This is a genomic window from Streptomyces sp. NPDC001315 (genome assembly GCF_042896175.1).
Taxonomy (GTDB): Bacteria; Actinomycetota; Actinomycetes; order Streptomycetales; family Streptomycetaceae; genus Streptomyces.
Map to the genome: position 1 here is coordinate 481,522 of NZ_JBIAWZ010000004.1, position 20,040 is coordinate 501,561.

Genomic DNA, 20,040 nt, shown 5'->3' on the forward strand with positions numbered 1-20,040 from the left:
CAGCGTGTACGCCGGCGAAGCGGCCGCACGACGGTGTGGGAGCCGCGCCTGGCGGGGGCTACGCGGCCCCCGCTCCCGTCAGCGACCGCACCTCGGTCTCGGCATGCTTGGCCTCGTCCGGCAGTTCGGCCGAGGTGACCGTGCCGAGCCACCCCGCGACGAAGCCCAGCGGGATCGAGACGAGCCCAGGGTTCTGCAACGGGAAGTACTGGAAGTCGACGCCCGGAAACAGCGATTCCGGACCGCCCGACACCACCGGCGACAGCACAACGAGCACCAGCGCCGGGATCAGCCCGCCGTAAACGGCCCACACGGCGCCGCGCGTGGTGAAACCGCCCCAGAACAGCGAGTAGAGCAGCACCGGCAGATTTGCGGACGCGGCGACGGCGAAGGCGAGTCCCACGAGGAACGCAACGTTGAGGTCACGGGCCAACAGGCCCAGGGCGATCGCGACCACACCGATGCCGACCGCGGCGGCCCGCGCCACAGCCACCTCACTGTACGGCTCCGCTCGTCGGCGCCGCAGCGACGCGTACAGGTCGTGTGCCACCGACGCCGAGGACGCGAGCGTGATTCCGGCGACCACCGCAAGGATCGTGGCGAAGGCGATGGCGGCAACGATCGCAAAGAAGACCGTTCCTCCCGTCGAGTCCCCGCCACCGCCCAGGTCGAGGGCCAGCAGGGGGACCGCCGTGTTCCCGGCCGGGTTCGACGCCCGCACGGCATCCGGTCCCACGATCGCGGCCGCCCCGAACCCGAGGACGATCGTCATCAGATAGAAGCCGCCGATGAGCCCGATCGACCACACGACCGAACGCCGTGCGGCCCGTGCGGTGGGCACGGTGTAGAAGCGGGACAGGATGTGCGGCAGCCCGGCCGTACCGAGCACGAGTGCCAGCCCCAGGCTCATGAAGTCGAAACGCGCGGTCCAGTCCCCGCCGTACTTCAGTCCGGGCGCCAGGAACGCGTCCCCGTGGCCACTGCGCTCCGCCGCCGTGAGCAGCAGTCGGTCGAAGTCCCCGTGGAAACGCACCAGGACGAGGACGGTCAGCACGACGGTGCCCCCGAGCAACAGGACCGCCTTGACGATCTGGATCCAAGTGGTGGCCCGCATCCCTCCCAACGACACATAGATCACCATGAGCGCGCCGACGCCGATGACGGTCCAGGCCTGTGCTGCCTCATCCGTCCGTCCGAAGAGCAGTGCGACCAGGCTGCCCGCGCCCACCATCTGCGCCACCAGATAGAGAACGGACACCGTGACCGAGGAAGTTCCCACGGCGATCCGCACCGGCCGCTCCCTCATCCGCGCCGCGACCACGTCGGCGAGCGTGAACCGGCCGCAGTTACGTACCAGTTCAGCGACCAGGAACAGCACGACCAGCCAGGCGACGAGGAAGCCCACCGAGTAGAGCAGCCCGTCGTAGCCGAACAGCGCGATGAGGCCGGAGATGCCGAGGAAGGAAGCGGCCGACATGTAGTCACCCGCGATGGCGAAGCCATTCTCCATGGGTGAGAAGAGCCGACCGCCCGCGTAGAACTCCTCCGCCGAACCGTGCCGGTGACGGCTCACCCAAGTCGTGATCCCGAGTGTGACGGCGATGAACCCGCTGAACAGCAGTAGTGCCAGGGTCTGGTGATTGGCCGTCACGACACACCGCCTCTGACTCCACGTGTCAGTTCCTGGGTGTCCCAACGCAGTTCGAGCGCGGCCCGGTCCCTGCGCAGCCGCGCATGGCGGGCGTAGGCCCAGGTGAGCAGGAACGTGGTGAGGAACTGGCCGAGCCCGGCGAGCATCGCCACGTTCACGGCCCCCGCCACGGGCCGCGCCATGAAGCCGGGAGCGGTCGTCGCGGTCACTACGTACCCCACGTACCAACTGAAGAAGACGGCGACCGCCGGCACCACGAACCTCCGGTACCGACTGCGCACCTCCTGGAAGGCAGCGCTTCGCTGCACCTCGAGGTAGATGTCGCCCGCAGCCACCACCCTGTCCTCCCGCACGCCGCGCGCCTGTGGAACGGGGGCCACTGGAGCGTGCGCGGCGTCCGCCTCACCCCAGCCCGAGGCGAGTGCGTCGTACCAGGGGTCGTCGTAAGGCGGGGCTACTGGTGCTCCCGCAGGGACCGGAGCAAGCCGCTCGCCGTTCTCGTCCGGACTCTCGGGGCCGCCCTCGTCTCCGCGTGGGCGGCCGTTGCTTGACTGCATGCCCAAGCATGGACAGAACGGGAAGATCTCTGACTCTTCTTCCCCTTCCTCTTCACCCCATCAGGTGACTCACCCCGCTGGTGGCCGAACCACTCCCTTCGCATACGCGTAACGCACCGCCTGTGCACGGTCCTTGAGCCCCGTCTTGGCGAACAGGTTGTTGATGTGGGTCTTCACGGTCGCGGTGGAGACATGCAGTCTGCGGGCGATCTCCTGGTTGCTCAGGCCCTCGGCGATCAGTGCCAGCACCTCGATCTCCCGCGCGGTGAGCCCGTCGGGAGCCTCGGCGGGCGCCGCCGCAACCGGCTCGGGGTCCGACAATCGCTCCAACAGCCGCCGTTGGATGCTTGGCGCCAGCCCAGCCTCCCCGGACAGCACGCTGTGCACGGCCCGCACGATCTCGTCGCCTCCGGCGTCCTTGGTGAGGTAACCACGCGCTCCTGCCCTCAGCGCCGGAAACAGCGAGTCGTCGTCCGCATAGGTCGTGAGGACCACCACCTGTGTCCCGGGATGCTCCGACCGGATGCGCCGGGTCGCCTCCACCCCGTCGCAGCGCGGCATGCGCAGGTCCATCAGCACCACGTCCGGGGCGAGTTCGGCCACCAGCTTCACCGCCTCGTCCCCGTCCCCCGCGGCACCGACGACCTCGATCCCGGGCAGCAGCCCCAGCAGCATCACGATGCCCTCCCGGACGACGGTCTGATCGTCCGCGACCACGACCCGCGCGGGCTTCGTCGCTGCTTCCTCCGTCATGTCGGCACCTTCAGCGTCACCACGAATCCCTCCTCGTCCGGCCCCGCCCGGAGCGAGCCGCCCAGCAACTCGGCGCGCTCCCGCATGCCCAGCAGACCGTACCCGGCTCCCGACCCTGAGAGTTCGCCCGGCGAACCGCCCGAGTCCCGTACGTCCAGGGTTACTTCGTGCGCGCTGTAGTCGAGCCGGACCTGGAGCTTGGCGCCCGGGGCGTGCTTGCGGACGTTCGTGAGGGCTTCCTGGGCGACCCGGCGCACGGCCTGGGACGCCTCGGCCGGCAACGGTCTTCGTTCACCCGTGATGGTGACCTCGGCTCCGTCGACCGCACGGAGCAGCTCTGCCAGGTAGTCCTCCAGGGGCGTCAGCTCGCCGCGCAGCGCGGACAGTGCCTGCCGGGTCTCGGCGAGCCCGTCGCGGGCCATTCCGCGTGCGGCCACGACCCGCTCGAGGATCCGATCACGGTCGGCCCCCCGCTCGATCAGCAGCCTGGCCGCCTCCAGGTGCACGAGCTGAGCCGAGAGGCTGTGGGCCAGCACGTCGTGGATCTCCCGCGCGATGCGAGCCCGCTCCGCGAGCGCCGCGGCATCCGCCTCGGCCGCCCGCGCCGCCCGCTCCTGGGCGAGCAGCCGCTGGGCGCTGCCACGGGCCTCGGCGTCCAGGCGCAGCACATAACCGGCGAGGGCGAGCCCGACGGTGGTCCCAGCGGTGGTCAGCCGTCCGTCGTCGTTGACCACGGCGTATGCGCCGAGGGCCACCGAAGTCACCGGCAGCGCGGCCGCCGGCGGAAGCCGCTCCAGTGCGGTGACGGCACAACCGCACCAGATCACCAGGGCGGGCACCCTGAAGTCGACCGTTTGACCAGCGAGCGCGACGGCGAAGAGTACGGTGATCAGCGCGATGGACGGCCAGAGCCGGTGCGCGAGCGTGGTCCGGAACAGAGCCCAGCCGGCGGCCGCAGCCAGAAGGACGACTGCCGCGGCCGCGACCACACCCCAGCCCTGCACTCGGCTGTTACTGGATGCGCCCCACAGCAGCATGCCGAGAACCAACAGCCTGACGGCCCAGCCGAGCAATCGCCGGCTCCGCGAGGTCCCCGGGCGCGCGAGTGCCTCCCGCGAGGGCCAGCGGGTCCAGGCGTTCTCCGTCACACCCGCTCCTTCCGCGTGGGCAGAGGCATAGCGTCACCGTACGCCGCGGCTCGGGCGTCCGCGGAGGCGATGGTCTGCGCCCGCCGGACCAGGATGCCGGCGCGGACCAACAGGGTGGCCGCGAGGCCGAGCAGCAGGGCCTGGCTGCTCTGGTGCACGCCCAAGAGCGCGCCGAGCGCAAGGAGACCCACACGCAGGCCGATGCCAACGATCCAGACGGCCGCACTGGCCTTGGTGCTCTTGCTCCACACGGCGCCGTCCGGCTCCACCCATATGCGAGTGGTCCAGGCCCAACCGGCCCCAGTGGCCAGGCCTATGAGGAGTTCGACGCCCAGCAGCAGGGCCGACTCGGAGTGGTGATCGGCGTCGAGCATGCCCGGCTCCCGCAGGGACACCACGGCCAGGATCACGGGCACCAGCCACCAGCGCCGGTCAGCGTCGACCTGACGTGCGCGGAACTGTCGCACGACCACCAGAGCAACCACGGCCGCGATCACCAACGCGTTGACGAGCCCGGGCATCACAGCCTCCGCGAGCGGGAGAGGAGACGTCGACAGCGGGTGCTGCCGACGCCTTCGACGCTACGGAAACGCGCAGGACGGCAGATCGGAGCCGAGGTGGATCATGGGTGGATCCACGACGGCCCGCGCACTCCACCCATAGGTGGAGACCTTCCCACGGCACTCGGTGCCGGGCTGCTCCGCTGGTCGCAGTGCCGCTGTCAGGGCGCAGCGGGTATCCGGCCCCGAGCCGATCATCATGGCCAACCGGACCATCGTGGCCGAGCCGAGCCGACCTCCCCCGGACAGGGGGCCGCCCGGGGCAGCCGTCCGGTCCCGAGCCAGTCGTCGGGCCCTGGCAGGACCCACGACCCGTCCGGAGCCGATCATGACCGCCCGGGCCGGACAGGCCGGACAGGCCGCCCGGGATCCCCTGAACCTTCCTGACGCGACACCCCGCCCGAGCCGAGCACCCCCGCCCCCAACCGACACCCGACCCGAGGCGGACCCCGGCCAAGACGCCCCGTGGCCCAAGCCGAGCGCAGCGGCTACGCGTCGATACGCGAGCGGTCCAGTGTCGCCGCCGAGCTCGAGATGAACTCCTTGCGGGGCGCCACGTCGTTGCCCATCAACAGGTCGAAGACCTGCTCCGCGGCCTCCAGGTCGGAGAGGTTGATGCGGCGCAGGGTGCGGTGGCGCGGGTCCATGGTCGTCTCGGCCAGCTGGTCGGCGTCCATCTCGCCCAGACCCTTGTAGCGCTGGATGGAGTCCTTGTACCGGGTGCCCTTGCTCTGGAGCTCCATGAGCTTGTCGCGCAGCTCACGGTCCGAGTACGTGTAGATGTACTTGTCCTGACCCTTCTTCGGCTGGGTCAGCTCGATCCGGTGCAGCGGCGGCACCGCGGCGAACACCCGGCCCGCCTCGACCATGGGACGCATGTAGCGGTGGAACAGGGTCAGCAGCAGGGTGCGGATGTGGGAGCCGTCCACGTCGGCGTCGGTCATCATGATGATCTTGCCGTAGCGGGCCGCCTCGATGTCGAAGGTCCGACCGGACCCCGCTCCTATGACCTGGATGATCGCGCCGCACTCGGCGTTCTTGAGCATGTCCGTCACGGACGACTTCTGAACATTGAGAATCTTGCCGCGGATCGGCAGGAGCGCCTGGAACTCGGAGTTCCGGGCGAGCTTGGCGGTGCCGAGCGCGGAGTCCCCCTCGACGATGAACAGCTCACTGCGGTCGACGTCGTCGCTGCGGCAGTCGGCGAGCTTGGCGGGCAGCGAGGAAGATTCCAGGGCCGTCTTGCGGCGCTGCGCGTCCTTGTGCTGGCGTGCCGCGATGCGCGTACGGGCGGCGGCGACGGCCTTCTCCAGGACCACGCGGGCCTGGGCCGCGGCGTCGCGCTTCGCGGAGGTCAGGAAGGCCTTGAGCTCCTTGGAGATCACCGTGTTCACGATGCGGCGGGCCGCCGACGTGCCGAGGACCTCCTTGGTCTGGCCTTCGAACTGCGGCTCGGCGAGGCGGACGGTGACGACGGCGGTCAGGCCTTCCAGGGCGTCGTCCTTGACGACGTCGTCCTCGGCGACACGCAGCAGTTTCTTTGCGCGCAGGACTTCGTTCATCGTTTTGGTGACGGCCTGCTCGAAGCCGGCGACGTGGGTACCGCCCTTGGGGGTGGCGATGATGTTGACGAACGACCTGAGAGTCGTGTCGTAGCCGGTTCCCCAGCGCAGCGCGACATCGACGCCGAGCTCCCGGGTGACCTCGGTCGGGGTCATCTGACCGTGGTCGTCCAGGACCGGGACCGTCTCCTTGAAGGTGCCCTGCCCAGTGAAGCGGAGGACGTCGCAGACGGCCTTGTCGGTGGCCAGGTACTCGCAGAACTCGCTGATGCCGCCATCGAAGCGGAAGGACTCCTCGCCCTTGCTGCCGCCCTCGCCCAGGCCGTACTCGTCGCGGACGACGATGGTCAGGCCAGGCACCAGGAAGGCTGTCTGGCGGGCGCGCTGGTGGAGGTTCTCCAAGGAAAGCTTGGCGTCCTTGAGGAAGATCTGCCGGTCGGCCCAGTACCGCACGCGCGTGCCGGTACGTGTCTTCGGAATCCTCTTGGCCTTGCGCAGGCCGGCGGTGGCGTCGAACTTGGCGTCCGGGCCATCGGTGGCGAACGCACCGGGAACACCGCGCCGGAAGCTGATCGCGTGGGTATGGCCGCCACGGTCCACCTCGACGTCCAGCCGGGCCGACAGGGCGTTCACCACGGAGGCGCCGACGCCGTGCAGACCGCCGGAGGCCGCGTACGAGCCGCCACCGAACTTGCCACCGGCGTGCAGCTTGGTCATGACGACCTCGACGCCGGACAGGCCGGTCTTGGGCTCGACGTCGACCGGGATGCCTCGGCCGTTGTCCCGCACCTCCACCGAGCCGTCATCGTGCAGGATCACGTCGATGTGGTCGCAGTGGCCACCGAGGGCCTCGTCCACGGCGTTGTCGATGATCTCCCACAGACAGTGCATCAGGCCGCGACTGTCTGTCGAACCGATATACATACCCGGGCGCTTGCGTACGGCCTCGAGCCCCTCGAGGACGAGCAGATGCCGCGCGGTGTAGTTGGAACCGTCCCGGTCTGCTCCTGCCAGCAGCGCTGTGGACGGCACGGACGTTTCGGCGGTCACGCGGTTCGCTCCTCGCTGAATTTCAAGGTGGGCCCTTCTGGGTAAGGGCGCGGCTTGGGTCGCCGCCAAGAGGGTACCGAGGCCTGGTAGAGCCGTTGTAACGCCACCCTCCTCTGAACTCAGACTAGTCCAGAGTCGTATGTGTGTTCGATCCCTCGTTTGGAGTGAAGTACATATCACGTTCCCTTCGAGGCATGAACCATTTAGGCTCCGGGCACGTCCTCATGAACAAACCGGCAACCCAGCCGGGAGGACCGACCATGACCGACCGTGCGAAACCGTAAGCCGACAGACACGCAATACGGCACATTCGCCGCCAAACCGGCAGCAACCTGCCGCCTCGGAAGATTTTTTCGAGGAAAAGCCACGAGCGGGAACGTTTTGGGGCTGGTTGGATGTTGACCCTGGTACGACAGCTCGTCGAGCTAGAGAAGAGGCGACGTGACTACTGTTCTGACCCCCGCGAGCCCACTGACGGCCGCTGATCGCTGCGACCGCTGCGGCGCCCAGGCATACCTGCGCGTCGTCCTGCTGAGCGGCGGAGAACTGCTCTTCTGCGCCCACCATGGTCGCAAGTTCGAGCCGGAACTCAAGAAGATCGCCGCTGAGATACAGGACGAGACGGAGCGGCTGACGTCCGTTCCCGAATCCTCCCCCGACGAAGAACGCTGACGCTTCGGATCCACGACGAGCCAGCTCCGGCACAGACCGGCGCATGGGCGGCCGCCCCGCACTCGGGGCGGCCGCCCGACTCGTAAACGCTGCGTTCGGTGCGTCAGGCGCGATGAGCGGTCCCCATGAAGGGCCCGCTCCATGCGGACGCCGCAGTACGGCGGTGATGCCGGCTGCAGCAACGCTCAGCTGCCATCGGGTGGCATCCTGTGACTCCGCCCCACGGCAGGATCGGTGCCGGCTTCGCCGAGCACTCGTACGATGTCGGATGCGCGCGTGTAGACGCCGGGACTCCCCCGCTCTCCACAGCCGCTCCCCCACGACACGAGCCCGATCAGCTTCCCCTCGGCCACCAGCGGCCCGCCGCTGTCCCCTTGACAGGCGTCGCGGCCGCCGCTGACCTCACCGGCACACAGCATGGTCGCGGTGTGGTACGAGCCGTCGACACCATCCCGGTAGGCGCGCTCGCACAGAGCATCAGGCAGGACGTGCACGCGCGCCGCCCGTAGGCTACGCGCGTAGTCGCCGACCCCCGTGATGTCACCCCATCCGTAGACGGTGGCGGTCGTTCCGGGTCCGTAGACGGGATCACCCGCGGCCGCCATCCCGATGGCGGAGCCCCTCGGCAGGGGCCCCGCAAGGGTCAGTACGGCGAAGTCCCCTGCGTTACTGAAAGTGTCGTAGTTCGGATTCACCCAGGTGTCGCGTACTGCGATCTCCTTGCCCTGGGCCGAGACCAGGTCGGTACGGCCCGCGATGACCTTGAGGTCGCTCGCACGGTCCGGTGGCGCCCCAAGGACCTCCTCGCCCAGGCAGTGGGCGGCAGTGAGCACAGTGGTCGGGCCGATGGCCACACCACCGCAGAACTGACCCGCTCGCGTACCCCCGAACCGGTCACGGCTGGACAGTGCCACCGTCCACGGACTGCTGGACACGTCGACTGGGAAACCGCCGACGACGATGCTGTCGGCGGCGACGGGGGAGGCGGACACCAGTGGTATGGCCGCCGCCACGGCTGCCAGTACCAGGGGCCGGGTCAGGGCCCGGACAAAAGGACGGCACATACACGCTCCTCACTCTGCGGAGTTCATCGGAGACCCAGGGTGATTCAGAGCGTTGCGTCGCGCACCCGCACACACAAGAAGGCCCGGCCCCCTCGCGGGGAACCGGGCCTTCGGCGTCGTACGACTACGGCCTAGTCGAGGTAGTCGCGCAGTACCTGGGAACGTGACGGGTGACGCAGCTTGGACATCGTCTTGGACTCGATCTGACGGATGCGCTCGCGCGTGACGCCGTACACCTTGCCGATCTCGTCGAGGGTCTTCGGCTGACCGTCGGTGAGACCGAAGCGCATGGAGACGACGCCCGCCTCGCGCTCGGACAGGGTGTCCAGGACGGAGTGCAGCTGCTCCTGCAGGAGCGTGAAGCTGACCGCGTCGGCCGGGACGACGGCCTCGGAGTCCTCGATGAGGTCACCGAACTCGCTGTCGCCGTCCTCGCCCAGCGGGGTGTGCAGGGAGATGGGCTCGCGGCCGTACTTCTGGACCTCGATGACCTTCTCCGGGGTCATGTCGAGTTCCTTGGCCAGCTCCTCCGGGGTGGGCTCGCGGCCCAGGTCCTGGAGCATCTGGCGCTGCACGCGCGCGAGCTTGTTGATGACCTCGACCATGTGCACCGGGATACGGATGGTGCGGGCCTGGTCGGCCATGGCGCGGGTGATCGCCTGACGGATCCACCAGGTGGCGTACGTGGAGAACTTGTAGCCCTTGGTGTAGTCGAACTTCTCCACCGCGCGAATGAGACCGAGGTTGCCCTCCTGGATGAGGTCCAGGAAGAGCATGCCGCGGCCGGTGTAGCGCTTGGCCAGGGAGACCACCAGACGGAGGTTGGCCTCCAGGAGGTGGTTCTTGGCGCGGCGGCCGTCCTCGGCGATGATCTCCAGCTCGCGCTTGAGCTTCGGCGCCAGCTTGTCGGCGTTGGCCAGCTTGTCCTCGGCGAACAGACCGGCCTCGATGCGCTTGGCGAGCTCGACCTCCTGCTCGGCGTTGAGCAGGGGGACCTTGCCGATCTGCTTGAGGTAGTCCTTGACCGGGTCGGCGGTGGCACCGGCGGCCGCGACCTGCTGGGCGGGCGCGTCGTCCTCGTCCTCGTCGGAGAGCACGAAGCCGGCACTCTCGGTGCCCTCGGGCTCCTCGGCGCCGCCCTTGACCTCCTCGAGCGCCTCCTCCTCGACCAGCTCGGCGTCATCCTTCTTGGCGCTGGTCTTCTTGGCCGCCGTCTTCTTGGCGACGGCGGTCGTCTTCTTCGCCACAGTCTTCTTGGCGGTCGCCTTCTTGGCTGCGGCCTTCTTGGCGATCGTGGCTTCGTCGGCGGAATCGGCGACGGCAGGGTCGGCGGTCGCCGCCGGGGTGGCGGTGGCCTGCCTGGTGGTCACGGTCTTCGCCGCGACCGTCTTGGTGGCGGTGCGCTTGGCCGGACTCTTCGCTGCGACGCTCTTTCGGGTGCGCTTGGGCTCCGCGGCACTGACCATCAGCGTCACACCCTCTTCCTCGAGGATCTGGTTGAGGCTGCGCAGTACGTTCTTCCACTGAGTGGCCGGAATCTGGTCAGCTTCGAAGGCCCGACGCACGTCATCGCCGGCGATCTGCCCCTCAGCCTTTCCCCGCTCAATGAGCGCCATGACAGAGACGGACTCGGCGATCTCCGGCGGGAGCGTACGGGATGTGCTGGCCGACACGAACAACCTCTCGGAACGTTGGAAAACGGCTTCCGGCCCCATCCACGACGGACGGGAGCCGACCACCGGCCTGGGGATGGGCCGACGGCGCGGGCGGGGGCCGGGAAGAAGCACAGCGCCGTAAACGGCGTCCATATTCCCTCCACGACTGTCACCTCTTAGGTCATCGCGTTGTCTCCACGAGCGTTACGCCCAATCTGCGTGGCCCGAGTCACACCCCATAACCGCCAAAAAGCGGTCAAACATAGACAAGTGAGGTCACCCGCATCGTCGACCAGGACCGCCCCGATGCAGTCACCGCCTCGTCGCACCGCCGGACCCCGCAGGAACCGGAGGCTCCTGCGGGGTCCGGCGGGGGACGGTGCGTCGACCGGGCTATGTCACAGGAGGGGGGAGACATCTCCGGCCGGGCCGCCCGCGGTGCGCAGTCAGTGCTCGCGTGGCGCGGGCACCACGCGCTCAACCTCGGGGTGGACAGTGAGAAGGTGGCGCATGGCCGTCTCGGCCGCCGCACCGTCGCCCGCGGCGAGGGCGTCGACGATCCTGCCGTGATGCGCCAGGGACGCCTCGTTCGGCCGCTCACAGCCCGCGACCGGACCGCCGGAGACCTGGAGGGCGGCGGACACGATCCCGGAGAGGTGCTCCAGCATCCGGTTGCCCGCAACCTGGATGAGCAGCGAGTGGAACTCGGCGTCGGCCCGGGAGAAGGTGAGCGCGTCACCCTGTCCCATGGCATGGCCCATGATCTCGACCATGTCGCCCAGCCGCTGCTGGATGTCCTCGCGCCCGTGTCCGGCGGCGAGCCGGGCGGCGAGCGGCTCGATCGTCCAGCGCAGCTCGCTGAGCTCGCGGCGCTGGTCGTCACGCTGCGGCCCGAAGGCCCGCCACTCAATGATGTCCGGGTCGAGGAGGTTCCAGTCACTGACGGGGCGCACGCGCGTGCCCACGTTCGGGCGGGCACTGACCAGGCCCTTGGCTTCCAGGACCCGGAGCGACTCGCGGACGACGGTCCGGGAGACCTCGAAGCGCTGGCCGATCTCCTCCGGCACCAGCGGACGGTCGGCGCCCAGGTCACCGGAGACGATCATCTGGCCCAGCTGCTGAACAAGTTGGCCGTGCAGCCCGCGCCCGCGGCTGCCCGCGGCGCGTCGGCCCACGCGACCCAGCTCCGGGTCTGCGCCCTCCCACACGGGAGCTCCGACGCGGTCGGCGACAGAGGCCTCGGCGAAGGGGTAGCGGTCGAGTTCGCCCGGGCCGACGAGGCCGGAGTCTGCGGAGCGGGCGGCGGTCATCATGGTGTGCGCAAGGGTACTCACGGATCCTTTGTCGGCGCCGTCTCCAACTCCCTTGAGGTCTTTGGTGAAAAGCACACGAAAGGGTGATCGCTCACGCCGTCGCAATTGACGCCTTATCGGAAAGAAATGAGCGTTCTCCGGGGAGTTGTGCGCAGGCCGGGCATTGAAGCGTGCGGACGGGTGTCATCGGACCCTGCTACGCAGGTTCGTGAGCAGATATGCGCAGAGCAGAGCGGTGAGCGACAACGTCAGCGCGCCACCAACAGGTTGGGCGATCACCCGGGCCACGCCCGCCAAATAGCGCTCCCCCCCGAACGGCCACTGCAGCAGGAACACCTCACGCAGCCGCACGGAGAGGCCGGTCGCCCTCCGCACGGACGGTCCTTCCAAGGCCTTTTGTACGAGCGGTACGACGACCACCGGCACGGCGACCACCGCGGCGAGCCCGGCGGTGGTGGACCGGAAGACGCCCGCGGCCAGCACACCGGCCCAGGCGCAACCGACCACGAGCCCGAGCCAACTGGCGCTCAGCGAGAACCAGCCGTCGGGAACCTGGGCGAGCTCCCGCCCGTATACGACATAGAGCACTTCGGCGTCGCAGCCCACGGTGAGAAAGGCCAGCATCAGCGCGGTGGCCGCGGAGACGAGGAGCTTGGCGGCGAGCAGCCCGAGCCGGCGGGGTACGGTGCCGCGGTCCGCCGCCAGGGCGGGATGGCGGAACTCGTCCCCGAAGGCGAGCGCACCGAGCAGTCCGGCGCCGAGCGCCGCAGGCGGCAGCGGGAGCTCCCGCGGCCAGGCCGCGAGCAGCCGCGGCTGCGGGGTGTGACCGATACGAGCCAGGAGTACGGCGCCCACGGCCGAGGTGACGAGCACAGCGGCCGCCGTGAGGAACCCGGTGCCGATGCCGGCGGCACGGCGGAGTTCGTAGCGAAGGGGGCGCAGCGGGCTGGGGGCGGGGTGGACGGAGATCGGGGGCGGGAGATCGGACAGGGCGCCGAGCGTGCCGGCCTCGGCGGGAGGAAGGGAGCGTGCCGTGGCGTACGTGCCCGGTGTCTGCGGGGAGTGCGCGACTGGGCGCCCGGATGTGTCGGCCTCGTCGACTGCGGGAGTCTCCGTGAGGGCCGGTGACGCGTCGGGGAAATGTGGTCCGGCAGCGGGATTCCGGGATGCCGCCGCGGGCACGGGCGGGGCTGGAGCAGTCGCCTGCACGTCGGTGGAGGTCTGTGCGGCGAGAGTGCCCGGCAGCGCCACAGCTCTGGGTGTCTGTGCGTCGGCCGGGGCCGCGACCGCGCGGAGACCCGGCGGTGTGACGGTGGATCGTAGTGGTGGGTCGGCGGGGCGCTGCTGCGTCTCGGCGGGTGACGGCTCGCCGGCCGCGGGGCGGGGTACGTCGGTGCGGCGGGCCGCACCGGGCGTGCGTGGGTTTCCTGCGGCGGTGGCGCTGTCGGTATCGACCGTGGGTTTCGGCTCCCGACGGCTCCCGGCCCGCAGTTCCCCCTCGTCGAACCGCAACTCGAACCGCTCGTCGGACGACTCGGCCCTCGCTCCAGGGACCATGTCGCCGGTCTCGTCGGCGAGTTGATGTACGAGGATGCCGTGACGGAACGCGGTCTCGCCGACGTCGGCGCAGGTGCTGCCGTAGACGGAGAGGCGGTTGCCGCCGTCCTGGACGACTTCGACCGAGCGCTGGGCGGTGCGGGCCTCCTTGGCGAGGAGGGCGGCGAGGCGCGCGGCGTGCGGGCTGCGAACGGCGACCCGGGGACGAAGCCGGGTCCGGGCGAAGTCCGCGGCCTCCTGGTCGGCGACGACTCTGCCCTGCTCGAGCGTGACGATCCGGTCGGCGGTGCGGGCGGCCTCCTTGGAGTCGGTGGTGGTGATCAGGACCGTGCCGCCCTGGGTGGCGTGCGCGCGCAGCATTCCGTACAGCCACCGGCTTTCGCGGGCGGTGAGCTCTTGGGTGGGGCCGTCGAGCACGAGGGTGTGCGGGTCAGCGAGCAGGGCGCAGGCGAGACCGAGTCGGCGGTCCATGCCGCGCGAGAGGGTGCCGAGGCGTTCGTCTCGCAGGCTGACCAGGCCGACGACCTCGAGGACTTCGTCGGCCCTTCGAACCGGTACTCCCGCGGCAGCGCAGAGCATGCGAAGGTGGCCGCGGACCGTGCGGGCGGGGTGTCCCGGGACGTCTCCCATCAGCACGCCCACCTCGCGCGACGGGTGGGCGATGCGGTGCAGGGGGCGGCCTCTGAAGTAGGTGATGCCACGGCCCTGTTGAAGTTCGAGCATGAGTCTCAGTGCCGTGCTCTTACCCGCGCCCGCCGCTCCGAGCAGCGTGGTGACGCGGCCCGCGCGTGCCTCGAAGGAGACGTCGTCGACCGCGGGCGGAAGGTCCTTGCGGGGGTCGCTGGTCAGTCCGAAGGCCTGGATCACCCAAAGCAAGATAGCGTGCTATGTCCGGTTTTTCGGGCATCGCAAGGCGCGCTCCGACAGCGGACGACCGATTGGCTCGGTCCCCTGCACTCCGTTGCGCCGCGGACCCGACGTGCCGACGTGGCAGAGTTCAGACTTCGGGGCGAAGCATCGGGGGGTTGAGCAATGTGGCGCCGCCGGCACGGAAAAGCTGGGCCGGGCGGCCGCCCTGACGTGTGGTGGTGCCGCCGGTGGGGACCAGAAAGCCGGGAGTGCCCGTCACCTTGCGGTGGAAGTTGCGTGGGTCGAGCGCCACGCCCCACACCGCCTCGTAGACACGGCGCAGCTCGCCGACGGTGAACTCGGTGGGGCAGAACGCCGTGGCCAGCGACGAGTACTCGATTTTCGAGCGGGCGCGCTCCACTCCGTCGGAGAGGATCTGGGCGTGGTCGAAGGCGAGCGGCGCGACCGGTTCGCCGTCACGGCCGTAACCGCCCTGCTGCAGCAGCTCCTCGACGGGTGCCCAGCGCGCGTTGCTGGCATCGCCACCGGCCCGGGGCGCGGGCAGGTCGGGAGCGAGCGCCAAGTGGGCAACGCTGACCACGCGCATCCGCGGGTCGCGCTTGGGGTCGCCGTACGTGGCGAGCTGCTCCAGGTGGGCGCCGTTGTCCTGGACGGGGAGGGAAGGATCGTGCGCGTGCAGTCCGGTCTCCTCGACAAGCTCGCGCGCCGCGGCCTGCGACAGGTCCTCGTCGGCCCGCACGAAGCCGCCGGGGAGTGCCCAGCGCCCCTGGAAGGGCGGTTCCCCCCTGCGCACCGCCAGCGCGCACAGGGCGTGGCGGCGCACGGTCAGCACGACCAGGTCCACGGTGACGGCGAAGGGCGGAAAGGCTGACGGGTCGTAGGGCATGCCGCGATCATAGTCGTCTGCCTGACGATAAACACTCCCTTCGTCGGCCGCATCGGTGGCTGATCCGCTTCACTCGCCGTGCACCTCACCGCCGCCTCGGGGCCCGGAGGCATTCGGTGTGCGACGCGGTGCCGTACGAGGTCAGGCTCGCAGTTGGAGTCCAGCGGCCGCCTCCTCGACCATGGCGACACCGAGTCTGCTGACCCGTACGGAGAAGGGTGTGCCCGCGACGCGCAGGCCTGTCAGACCGATCTCGCCCAGCGGCGCACTGCGCACGGGGCGCAGCGTGACCGTGCCGACGGGGGCGTCGGGACGGATCCCGGTGAGGGTGGTGAGCAGCAGGACTCCGGCGGCCGCCGAGGTGGCGGCGGGACGGCAGGCCGCCGGGTGCGGCACCGGAGCGTTCCCGTCGGTGCGGGGCTCGCCCGCATACATCTCGGGCAGCCGGTGGCCGAAGGCGTCGGCCGCTGCCAGAACCCCGCGCAGCAGTGAGGTCGCCTCCTTCTCGTACCCCGCGGCGGCCAGGCCCGCGACGGCGACCGCCGTCTCCTGGACCCGCACGGCGCCGCCGCGGTGGCCGAACGGGTTGTATTCCGCTTCCTTCGTGCCGAGCCCACGCAGTCCCCAGCCGGAGTCCATGACGGGGCCACCGAGCAGCCGGGCGAGTTGTTCCGTCCGTACCTTGTCGAGCAGCCCCGGCGCCAGTTCACCTCCGCCCAGCAGACCGGGGTCGAGCAGATGGACGACGGACGCGCCGAGGCGCGCGACGAGACGTCCGTCCGGGGCGCGCGCGGCCGCGGGTCGCCCACCGCCGGGGTGCTCGACCCAGAAGTCCTCCCGAAACGCGTTCCGCAGCGCCTTGGCCCACTGCCGCAGACCGTCGCCACCGGGCCGCCCGCAGGCATCCAGCAGGTCGGCGCCGAGCACCGCGGCACGGTGGGCGTGGGCCTGCGTCTCGCAGCGGGCGGGACCTTCGGTCTGCGGGTCGTACAGGTACGTGCCGTCGCCCACGGTGGCCCGCAGCCAGGTCAGACAGCGCTCGGCCGCCGGCAGCAGTTCCTCGGTCTCGTGTTCGGGGAGCCCCCAGCGGCGGGCCTCCGCCAGGAGCACCGGGAACAGCAGCGTGGCCTCTGTGGCCGTGCAGGCCGGCGGCAGACGAGGACCCGCGTCGCGCAGCGGTCCGGGGATCATGCCGGAGCGCGCGTCCGGGGCCGGGATTTGGGTGCGGGCGAGGGTGCGCAGCGTGCCCGTGGCGAGCCGGGTGCCGAGCGGCAGGGCCATCCGGGCCGCGGCGAGCGCCTCAGCCGGAGCCAGGCCGCACCGCCAGGGTGCCCCGGCCGCGAGATACCTGTCGGACGGGTGTGCCGGGTCACGCAGCAGCAGCGCCTGGAGGTCCTCGATACTCGTGCGCAGGAGTGCCGGAGCTCCTGGGTGGTCACCGGTCGCGCGGGCGGCGGCGAGTGGGCTCGTCGTCGCGCGGCCCGCGGCCCGGACGGGCCCCGCCCCGTCCGGTCGGACACGCAGTTCCACGGTGGTACTCCCGCCCGGAGGCAGCTCGACGTCCCAGCGCAGCAGTCCCGCGGAGGCCAGCGCGTCGGCGGGTGGCGGGGCGGCGGTGACCGACGACGTACCGGCGGAGCAGCTCCAGCGCAGGCCGGAGTCGTGGACGCTGGCGGGCAGTTCGGGCCCTGCGGTGCCGGACGCGATAGCACCCAGGTCGGCCAGGTCCGTGCCCAGGGCCACCTCGACCGGGAGGCGCACTGGACGCGGGGCCGTACTGCGCAGTGTGATCCGCTCCGTGCCGTCCGCGTGCCGGATCCGCTCGACGACGACGTCCGGATCGGGGCCGGCGTAGGGGGAGACGCGCAGGGTTCCTACGAAACGCACCCGGTCGGCCGCGGCCATCCGCGCCTGGACCGCGAGCGGTTCGCGTCCGGCCACGCGGACCTGGCAACGGGACAGCAGGCGCCGACCCGCACGGTAGTACCCCTCCAGTCCCCGGCCGGTCAGCTGCCCTTGTTCCGTCGAGATCACGAGGCCGGGGAGAGCCAGGCAGATCATCGTGGTGTGGGTGGGCGGGAGATCGCCGGCACGACGGGGCGTCGGGAGCGGGGCTGGTTGCGAGGTTCCTCTCGGCGGGGCGGCCGATGCCCGACGCGCCTGGCTGGTGTGCGGGGACGGAAACCATACGGGGTTTGTGGACCAAGGCGGCTGGGCGCTCGCGGACGCAGGAGGTGGACCTTCGCCCGTGAGCCCGGGAATCCCGCCTTGATCCGCGGGCGCGTGGGTCTGGCTTTGGCTTGCAGGCGCAGGCGTCCGGACCCGGCCTGCACTGGATTGGTCCACGGGCGGTGGACCCGTGCCGGGACGAAGGGGCGGCGCGGACCTCCCGGCGGCAAAGCGGTCGTCGTCGGCTGAGGGCGGAGTGGACTGGTGCATACGGTGGCTTCTTCTGCGCTCTGTGCGCCGCTGGCGTGGGCGGCGCCGGGCGGAGGGCTGAGGCGGGACACGGGTGCGGCGGCGCGCCCCGTCCATGCGTTCCGCCACTCAGGTGAACGGATCCGGGCTTCTTCGGGTCACGGCCGCCATGGGACAGCCCCACCGAATGGTGGCGGTGCGGCGGCACACTGGTACCGGCCCTGGGGTACGGTCCGCCGCTCGTCCCGTTGCTGCCGCCCACGCGAGGACATCCGCGGCTGCGGCAGGCACACCCCGACAGTCGCTCATGCCTCCTTCTTGGTGTCACCGCGCCCAGGACGCGCGCCCCCCGCACCGGTGCCACGACGCCGCTCCGTGCCTTTCCTCGAACCATGTGGTCGCGTGCTGCCCGTCGGAGCGGTGCCGGGGCGGCCCTCGGCGGCCCCGGCACCGCGCGTGCGGCGTCGGCGGCGGGGAGCCTCTCCCGAGGTGACCGGAGAGCTCGGCGCAGAGCTCGGCACCGCCTCGGCCACGTCACATGACGCCGATTCAGTCGCATCGCGGGGCATCGACTCGGTCGCATCGCGGGGCATCGACGCAGTCACATCGCTTGGTACAGACTCAGTGACATCGCCTGGTACCGGGGCGTCGGTGCCCACCCGTGCCGTCCTGACAGTCGGCTCGGCAGCAGGACACCCACGGCTCGCGCGTTCCGCGCGCTCGGCACGCAGGCAGCGGCGGACCGACTCCGGGTCCAGGCCCTCGTTGCAGGCCTGGTGCAGCAGACGGGCGAAGAGGTACCCGGGGTCGGCACCCAGCGCCATGGCCAGGGCCTCCCGGGCCTCCAGGTCATCGCCGGTCGACCAGGCTACCCAGCCGGCCAGGGTGAGGGGCGCCGCGGCGTGTTCGCCGTAGGAACCGACACAGCGGCGGGCCAGTGCGCGCCAGAGACGGAGTGCGGGACCTGCCTCGTCGCCCTCCATCCACGCGGCCGCCCGGTCGCGGGTCGTGCGATCCTGCAGGCCGAGAATCAGCGCCGCGGCCTCGTCGTGTTCCAGCAGTTCGTCGTCGCGCCCGTCGGCCATGAGAGTGCCGGAGACGGTCGGCGCCTCGGCGAAGCGCCGCATGACCCCCTCCACCAGTGCCAAGGTCTCGTCCGCCACACGGGCGCGGCTCGTGTCGTCCAGGATCATGGGGACCAAATTCCTGCTGGCGGCGTCGAGGGCGGTCTCCTGGTCGAGCGCGGCCGTCGTCTCCCAGGGCAGCAGCCTGGCCCGCAGCTCTCGCAGTGTGCCGCGCACCTGGAGTCCGGCGTAGGTGGCGGCGGCAGCCAGCACGGAGGTGCCGGGCAGGCCCATCACGACACCCTCGGCCGGACAGCAGGCTTCACCTGTGCAGCAGTACGACCAGAAGCGGCCGTCCGAGATGCACAGCGCCTCGATGACCGGCACGTCGAGGAGACCGCATTCGACGCGGATGCGCTGTGCAAGGGGCCGCAGCCGTTCCATGACCTGTCGACCCGACTCGCCCGGCCCCGGTTCCTGGCAGAGGTAGGCGACCATCTGCTCGGGCCGGGCGCCCCGGCGTTCGCTACCCGTCACCAGTCCGTGCGCCAACTGCCGTGCCACGGAGGCCCAGTCGTCGGAACCGGCCGGAATGCCGAGCCGGGCCCGGCCGCCGAACCGGCCCCGTCCGGCTTTGTCGTGCAGGGCTACCAGCACGATGCTGTCCTCAGGGCGGTACCCGAGCAGGTACGGCAGGGCGTCGGCCAGCTCGGCCGGGGTGCGCAGGGTGACCTGGTGCGTGCCGGTGGGGTCGTCGAACCCGGCACGTTCCATGCCCGCACGCCGTGCCATGTCGCCGTTTTCGAATGATCCAGTCGTTTCGCCGTGATTCGTCATGCGCCGACGATCTCGCGGATTGCGAAGTTCCGCTTTGCCTGTGGATAACTTCAATCAGGAACACGTCATGACGGCGTCTCCGCAGCGTCGCCGCGGCGTCTCCGCCGCCTGTCAGTGCGGTCGTGTCGTATGGGACGCATGGAGCACACGAGCAAACATGGACCTTCGGACGGCGGCCCACACGATCCTCGCCCGCCTCACCGAACCGCCCAGGCGGGTCGGCGGGTGAACGGCCGAGTCTCCAAGCCCCGGACGTCAACGCCCCCACACTCCGGCACGCAGGCGCGCATCCCCGAGGAGGCGCCGCAGGGCGTACCGGGCGCTGGGCACCACGAGACCTTGGCCTTCCCCAAAACAGTCGATAACCAGCCATCCAGCCAATTTGACGGGTCGGGGCACGCGCATTCCGGCCACCACTGGAAC

Annotated in this window: 14 protein-coding genes; 1 reads left to right on the plus strand and 13 read right to left on the minus strand. The window is 70.4% G+C overall.

The annotated features are described in order from the left end of the window. Positions 1 to 58 precede the first annotated feature (58 nt). From ACFY16_RS15605 to ACFY16_RS15630, 6 genes are all read right to left on the minus strand, one after another. Positions 59 to 1,651: a cation acetate symporter gene (locus ACFY16_RS15605; RefSeq protein ID WP_390647642.1), complete on the minus strand. Its 1,593-nt coding sequence runs from the start codon at positions 1,649 to 1,651 to the stop codon at positions 59 to 61. Beyond that, positions 1,648 to 2,208, minus strand: a complete 561-nt coding sequence (locus ACFY16_RS15610; RefSeq protein ID WP_390647643.1) for a DUF485 domain-containing protein — start codon at positions 2,206 to 2,208, stop codon at positions 1,648 to 1,650. The genes ACFY16_RS15605 and ACFY16_RS15610 overlap by 4 nt, the downstream gene beginning before the upstream one ends. 69 nt (positions 2,209 to 2,277) lie before the next feature. Continuing rightward, positions 2,278 to 2,961: a response regulator gene (locus ACFY16_RS15615; protein WP_390647644.1), complete on the minus strand. Its 684-nt coding sequence runs from the start codon at positions 2,959 to 2,961 to the stop codon at positions 2,278 to 2,280. Then, on the minus strand, positions 2,958 to 4,109 hold the full coding sequence (locus ACFY16_RS15620) for a sensor histidine kinase (RefSeq protein ID WP_390647645.1): 1,152 nt from the start codon (positions 4,107 to 4,109) through the stop codon (positions 2,958 to 2,960). The genes ACFY16_RS15615 and ACFY16_RS15620 overlap by 4 nt, the downstream gene beginning before the upstream one ends. Next, complete coding sequence (locus ACFY16_RS15625) at positions 4,106 to 4,630, minus strand: DUF1453 domain-containing protein (protein ID WP_390647646.1); 525 nt, start codon at positions 4,628 to 4,630, stop codon at positions 4,106 to 4,108. Before ACFY16_RS15625 ends, ACFY16_RS15620 begins: the two co-directional genes overlap by 4 nt. Positions 4,631 to 5,157: 527 nt before the next feature. After that, positions 5,158 to 7,281: a type IIA DNA topoisomerase subunit B gene (locus ACFY16_RS15630; RefSeq protein ID WP_390647647.1), complete on the minus strand. Its 2,124-nt coding sequence runs from the start codon at positions 7,279 to 7,281 to the stop codon at positions 5,158 to 5,160. A gap of 441 nt (positions 7,282 to 7,722) precedes the next feature. Between ACFY16_RS15630 and ACFY16_RS15635 the strand changes: the two genes are divergently transcribed. After that, positions 7,723 to 7,953 carry a hypothetical protein gene (locus tag ACFY16_RS15635; RefSeq protein ID WP_390647648.1) on the plus strand — a complete coding sequence of 77 codons (231 nt, stop codon included), beginning with the start codon at positions 7,723 to 7,725 and terminating at the stop codon, positions 7,951 to 7,953. A gap of 185 nt (positions 7,954 to 8,138) precedes the next feature. Here the strand turns inward: ACFY16_RS15635 and ACFY16_RS15640 are convergent, their stop codons facing one another. The 7 genes from ACFY16_RS15640 to ACFY16_RS15670 form a co-directional block, all read right to left on the minus strand. Next, positions 8,139 to 9,017: a S1 family peptidase gene (locus ACFY16_RS15640; protein ID WP_390647649.1), complete on the minus strand. Its 879-nt coding sequence runs from the start codon at positions 9,015 to 9,017 to the stop codon at positions 8,139 to 8,141. Positions 9,018 to 9,148: 131 nt separating this feature from the next. After that, positions 9,149 to 10,690, minus strand: coding sequence for an RNA polymerase sigma factor (locus ACFY16_RS15645; protein WP_390647650.1), 1,542 nt, complete (start codon positions 10,688 to 10,690; stop codon positions 9,149 to 9,151). 428 nt (positions 10,691 to 11,118) lie between these two features. Next, on the minus strand, positions 11,119 to 12,006 hold the full coding sequence (locus ACFY16_RS15650) for a FadR/GntR family transcriptional regulator (RefSeq protein ID WP_390647651.1): 888 nt from the start codon (positions 12,004 to 12,006) through the stop codon (positions 11,119 to 11,121). Positions 12,007 to 12,168: 162 nt separating this feature from the next. Further along, positions 12,169 to 14,409 carry an ATP-binding cassette domain-containing protein gene (locus ACFY16_RS15655; protein ID WP_390647652.1) on the minus strand — a complete coding sequence of 747 codons (2,241 nt, stop codon included), beginning with the start codon at positions 14,407 to 14,409 and terminating at the stop codon, positions 12,169 to 12,171. A gap of 130 nt (positions 14,410 to 14,539) precedes the next feature. Continuing rightward, positions 14,540 to 15,298 carry an NUDIX domain-containing protein gene (locus tag ACFY16_RS15660; protein WP_390647653.1) on the minus strand — a complete coding sequence of 253 codons (759 nt, stop codon included), beginning with the start codon at positions 15,296 to 15,298 and terminating at the stop codon, positions 14,540 to 14,542. 141 nt (positions 15,299 to 15,439) lie between these two features. Beyond that, complete coding sequence (locus tag ACFY16_RS15665) at positions 15,440 to 17,359, minus strand: glycogen debranching N-terminal domain-containing protein (protein ID WP_390647654.1); 1,920 nt, start codon at positions 17,357 to 17,359, stop codon at positions 15,440 to 15,442. Positions 17,360 to 18,021: 662 nt separating this feature from the next. Then, positions 18,022 to 19,617 carry a DUF4192 family protein gene (locus tag ACFY16_RS15670; protein ID WP_390647655.1) on the minus strand — a complete coding sequence of 532 codons (1,596 nt, stop codon included), beginning with the start codon at positions 19,615 to 19,617 and terminating at the stop codon, positions 18,022 to 18,024. Positions 19,618 to 20,040 lie beyond the last annotated feature (423 nt).

Bases quoted from the DNA above. Each gene is read 5' to 3' on its own strand.
- ACFY16_RS15665 (WP_390647654.1), bottom strand. From the start codon at position 17,359: ATGATCTGCCTGGCTCTCCCCGGCCTCGTGATCTCGACGGAACAAGGG.
- ACFY16_RS15660 (WP_390647653.1), bottom strand. From the start codon at position 15,298: ATGCCCTACGACCCGTCAGCCTTTCCGCCCTTCGCCGTCACCGTGGAC.
- ACFY16_RS15610 (WP_390647643.1), bottom strand. From the start codon at position 2,208: ATGCAGTCAAGCAACGGCCGCCCACGCGGAGACGAGGGCGGCCCCGAG.
- ACFY16_RS15615 (WP_390647644.1), bottom strand. From the start codon at position 2,961: ATGACGGAGGAAGCAGCGACGAAGCCCGCGCGGGTCGTGGTCGCGGAC.
- ACFY16_RS15640 (WP_390647649.1), bottom strand. From the start codon at position 9,017: ATGTGCCGTCCTTTTGTCCGGGCCCTGACCCGGCCCCTGGTACTGGCA.
- ACFY16_RS15670 (WP_390647655.1), bottom strand. From the start codon at position 19,617: ATGACGAATCACGGCGAAACGACTGGATCATTCGAAAACGGCGACATG.
- ACFY16_RS15625 (WP_390647646.1), bottom strand. From the start codon at position 4,630: ATGCCCGGGCTCGTCAACGCGTTGGTGATCGCGGCCGTGGTTGCTCTG.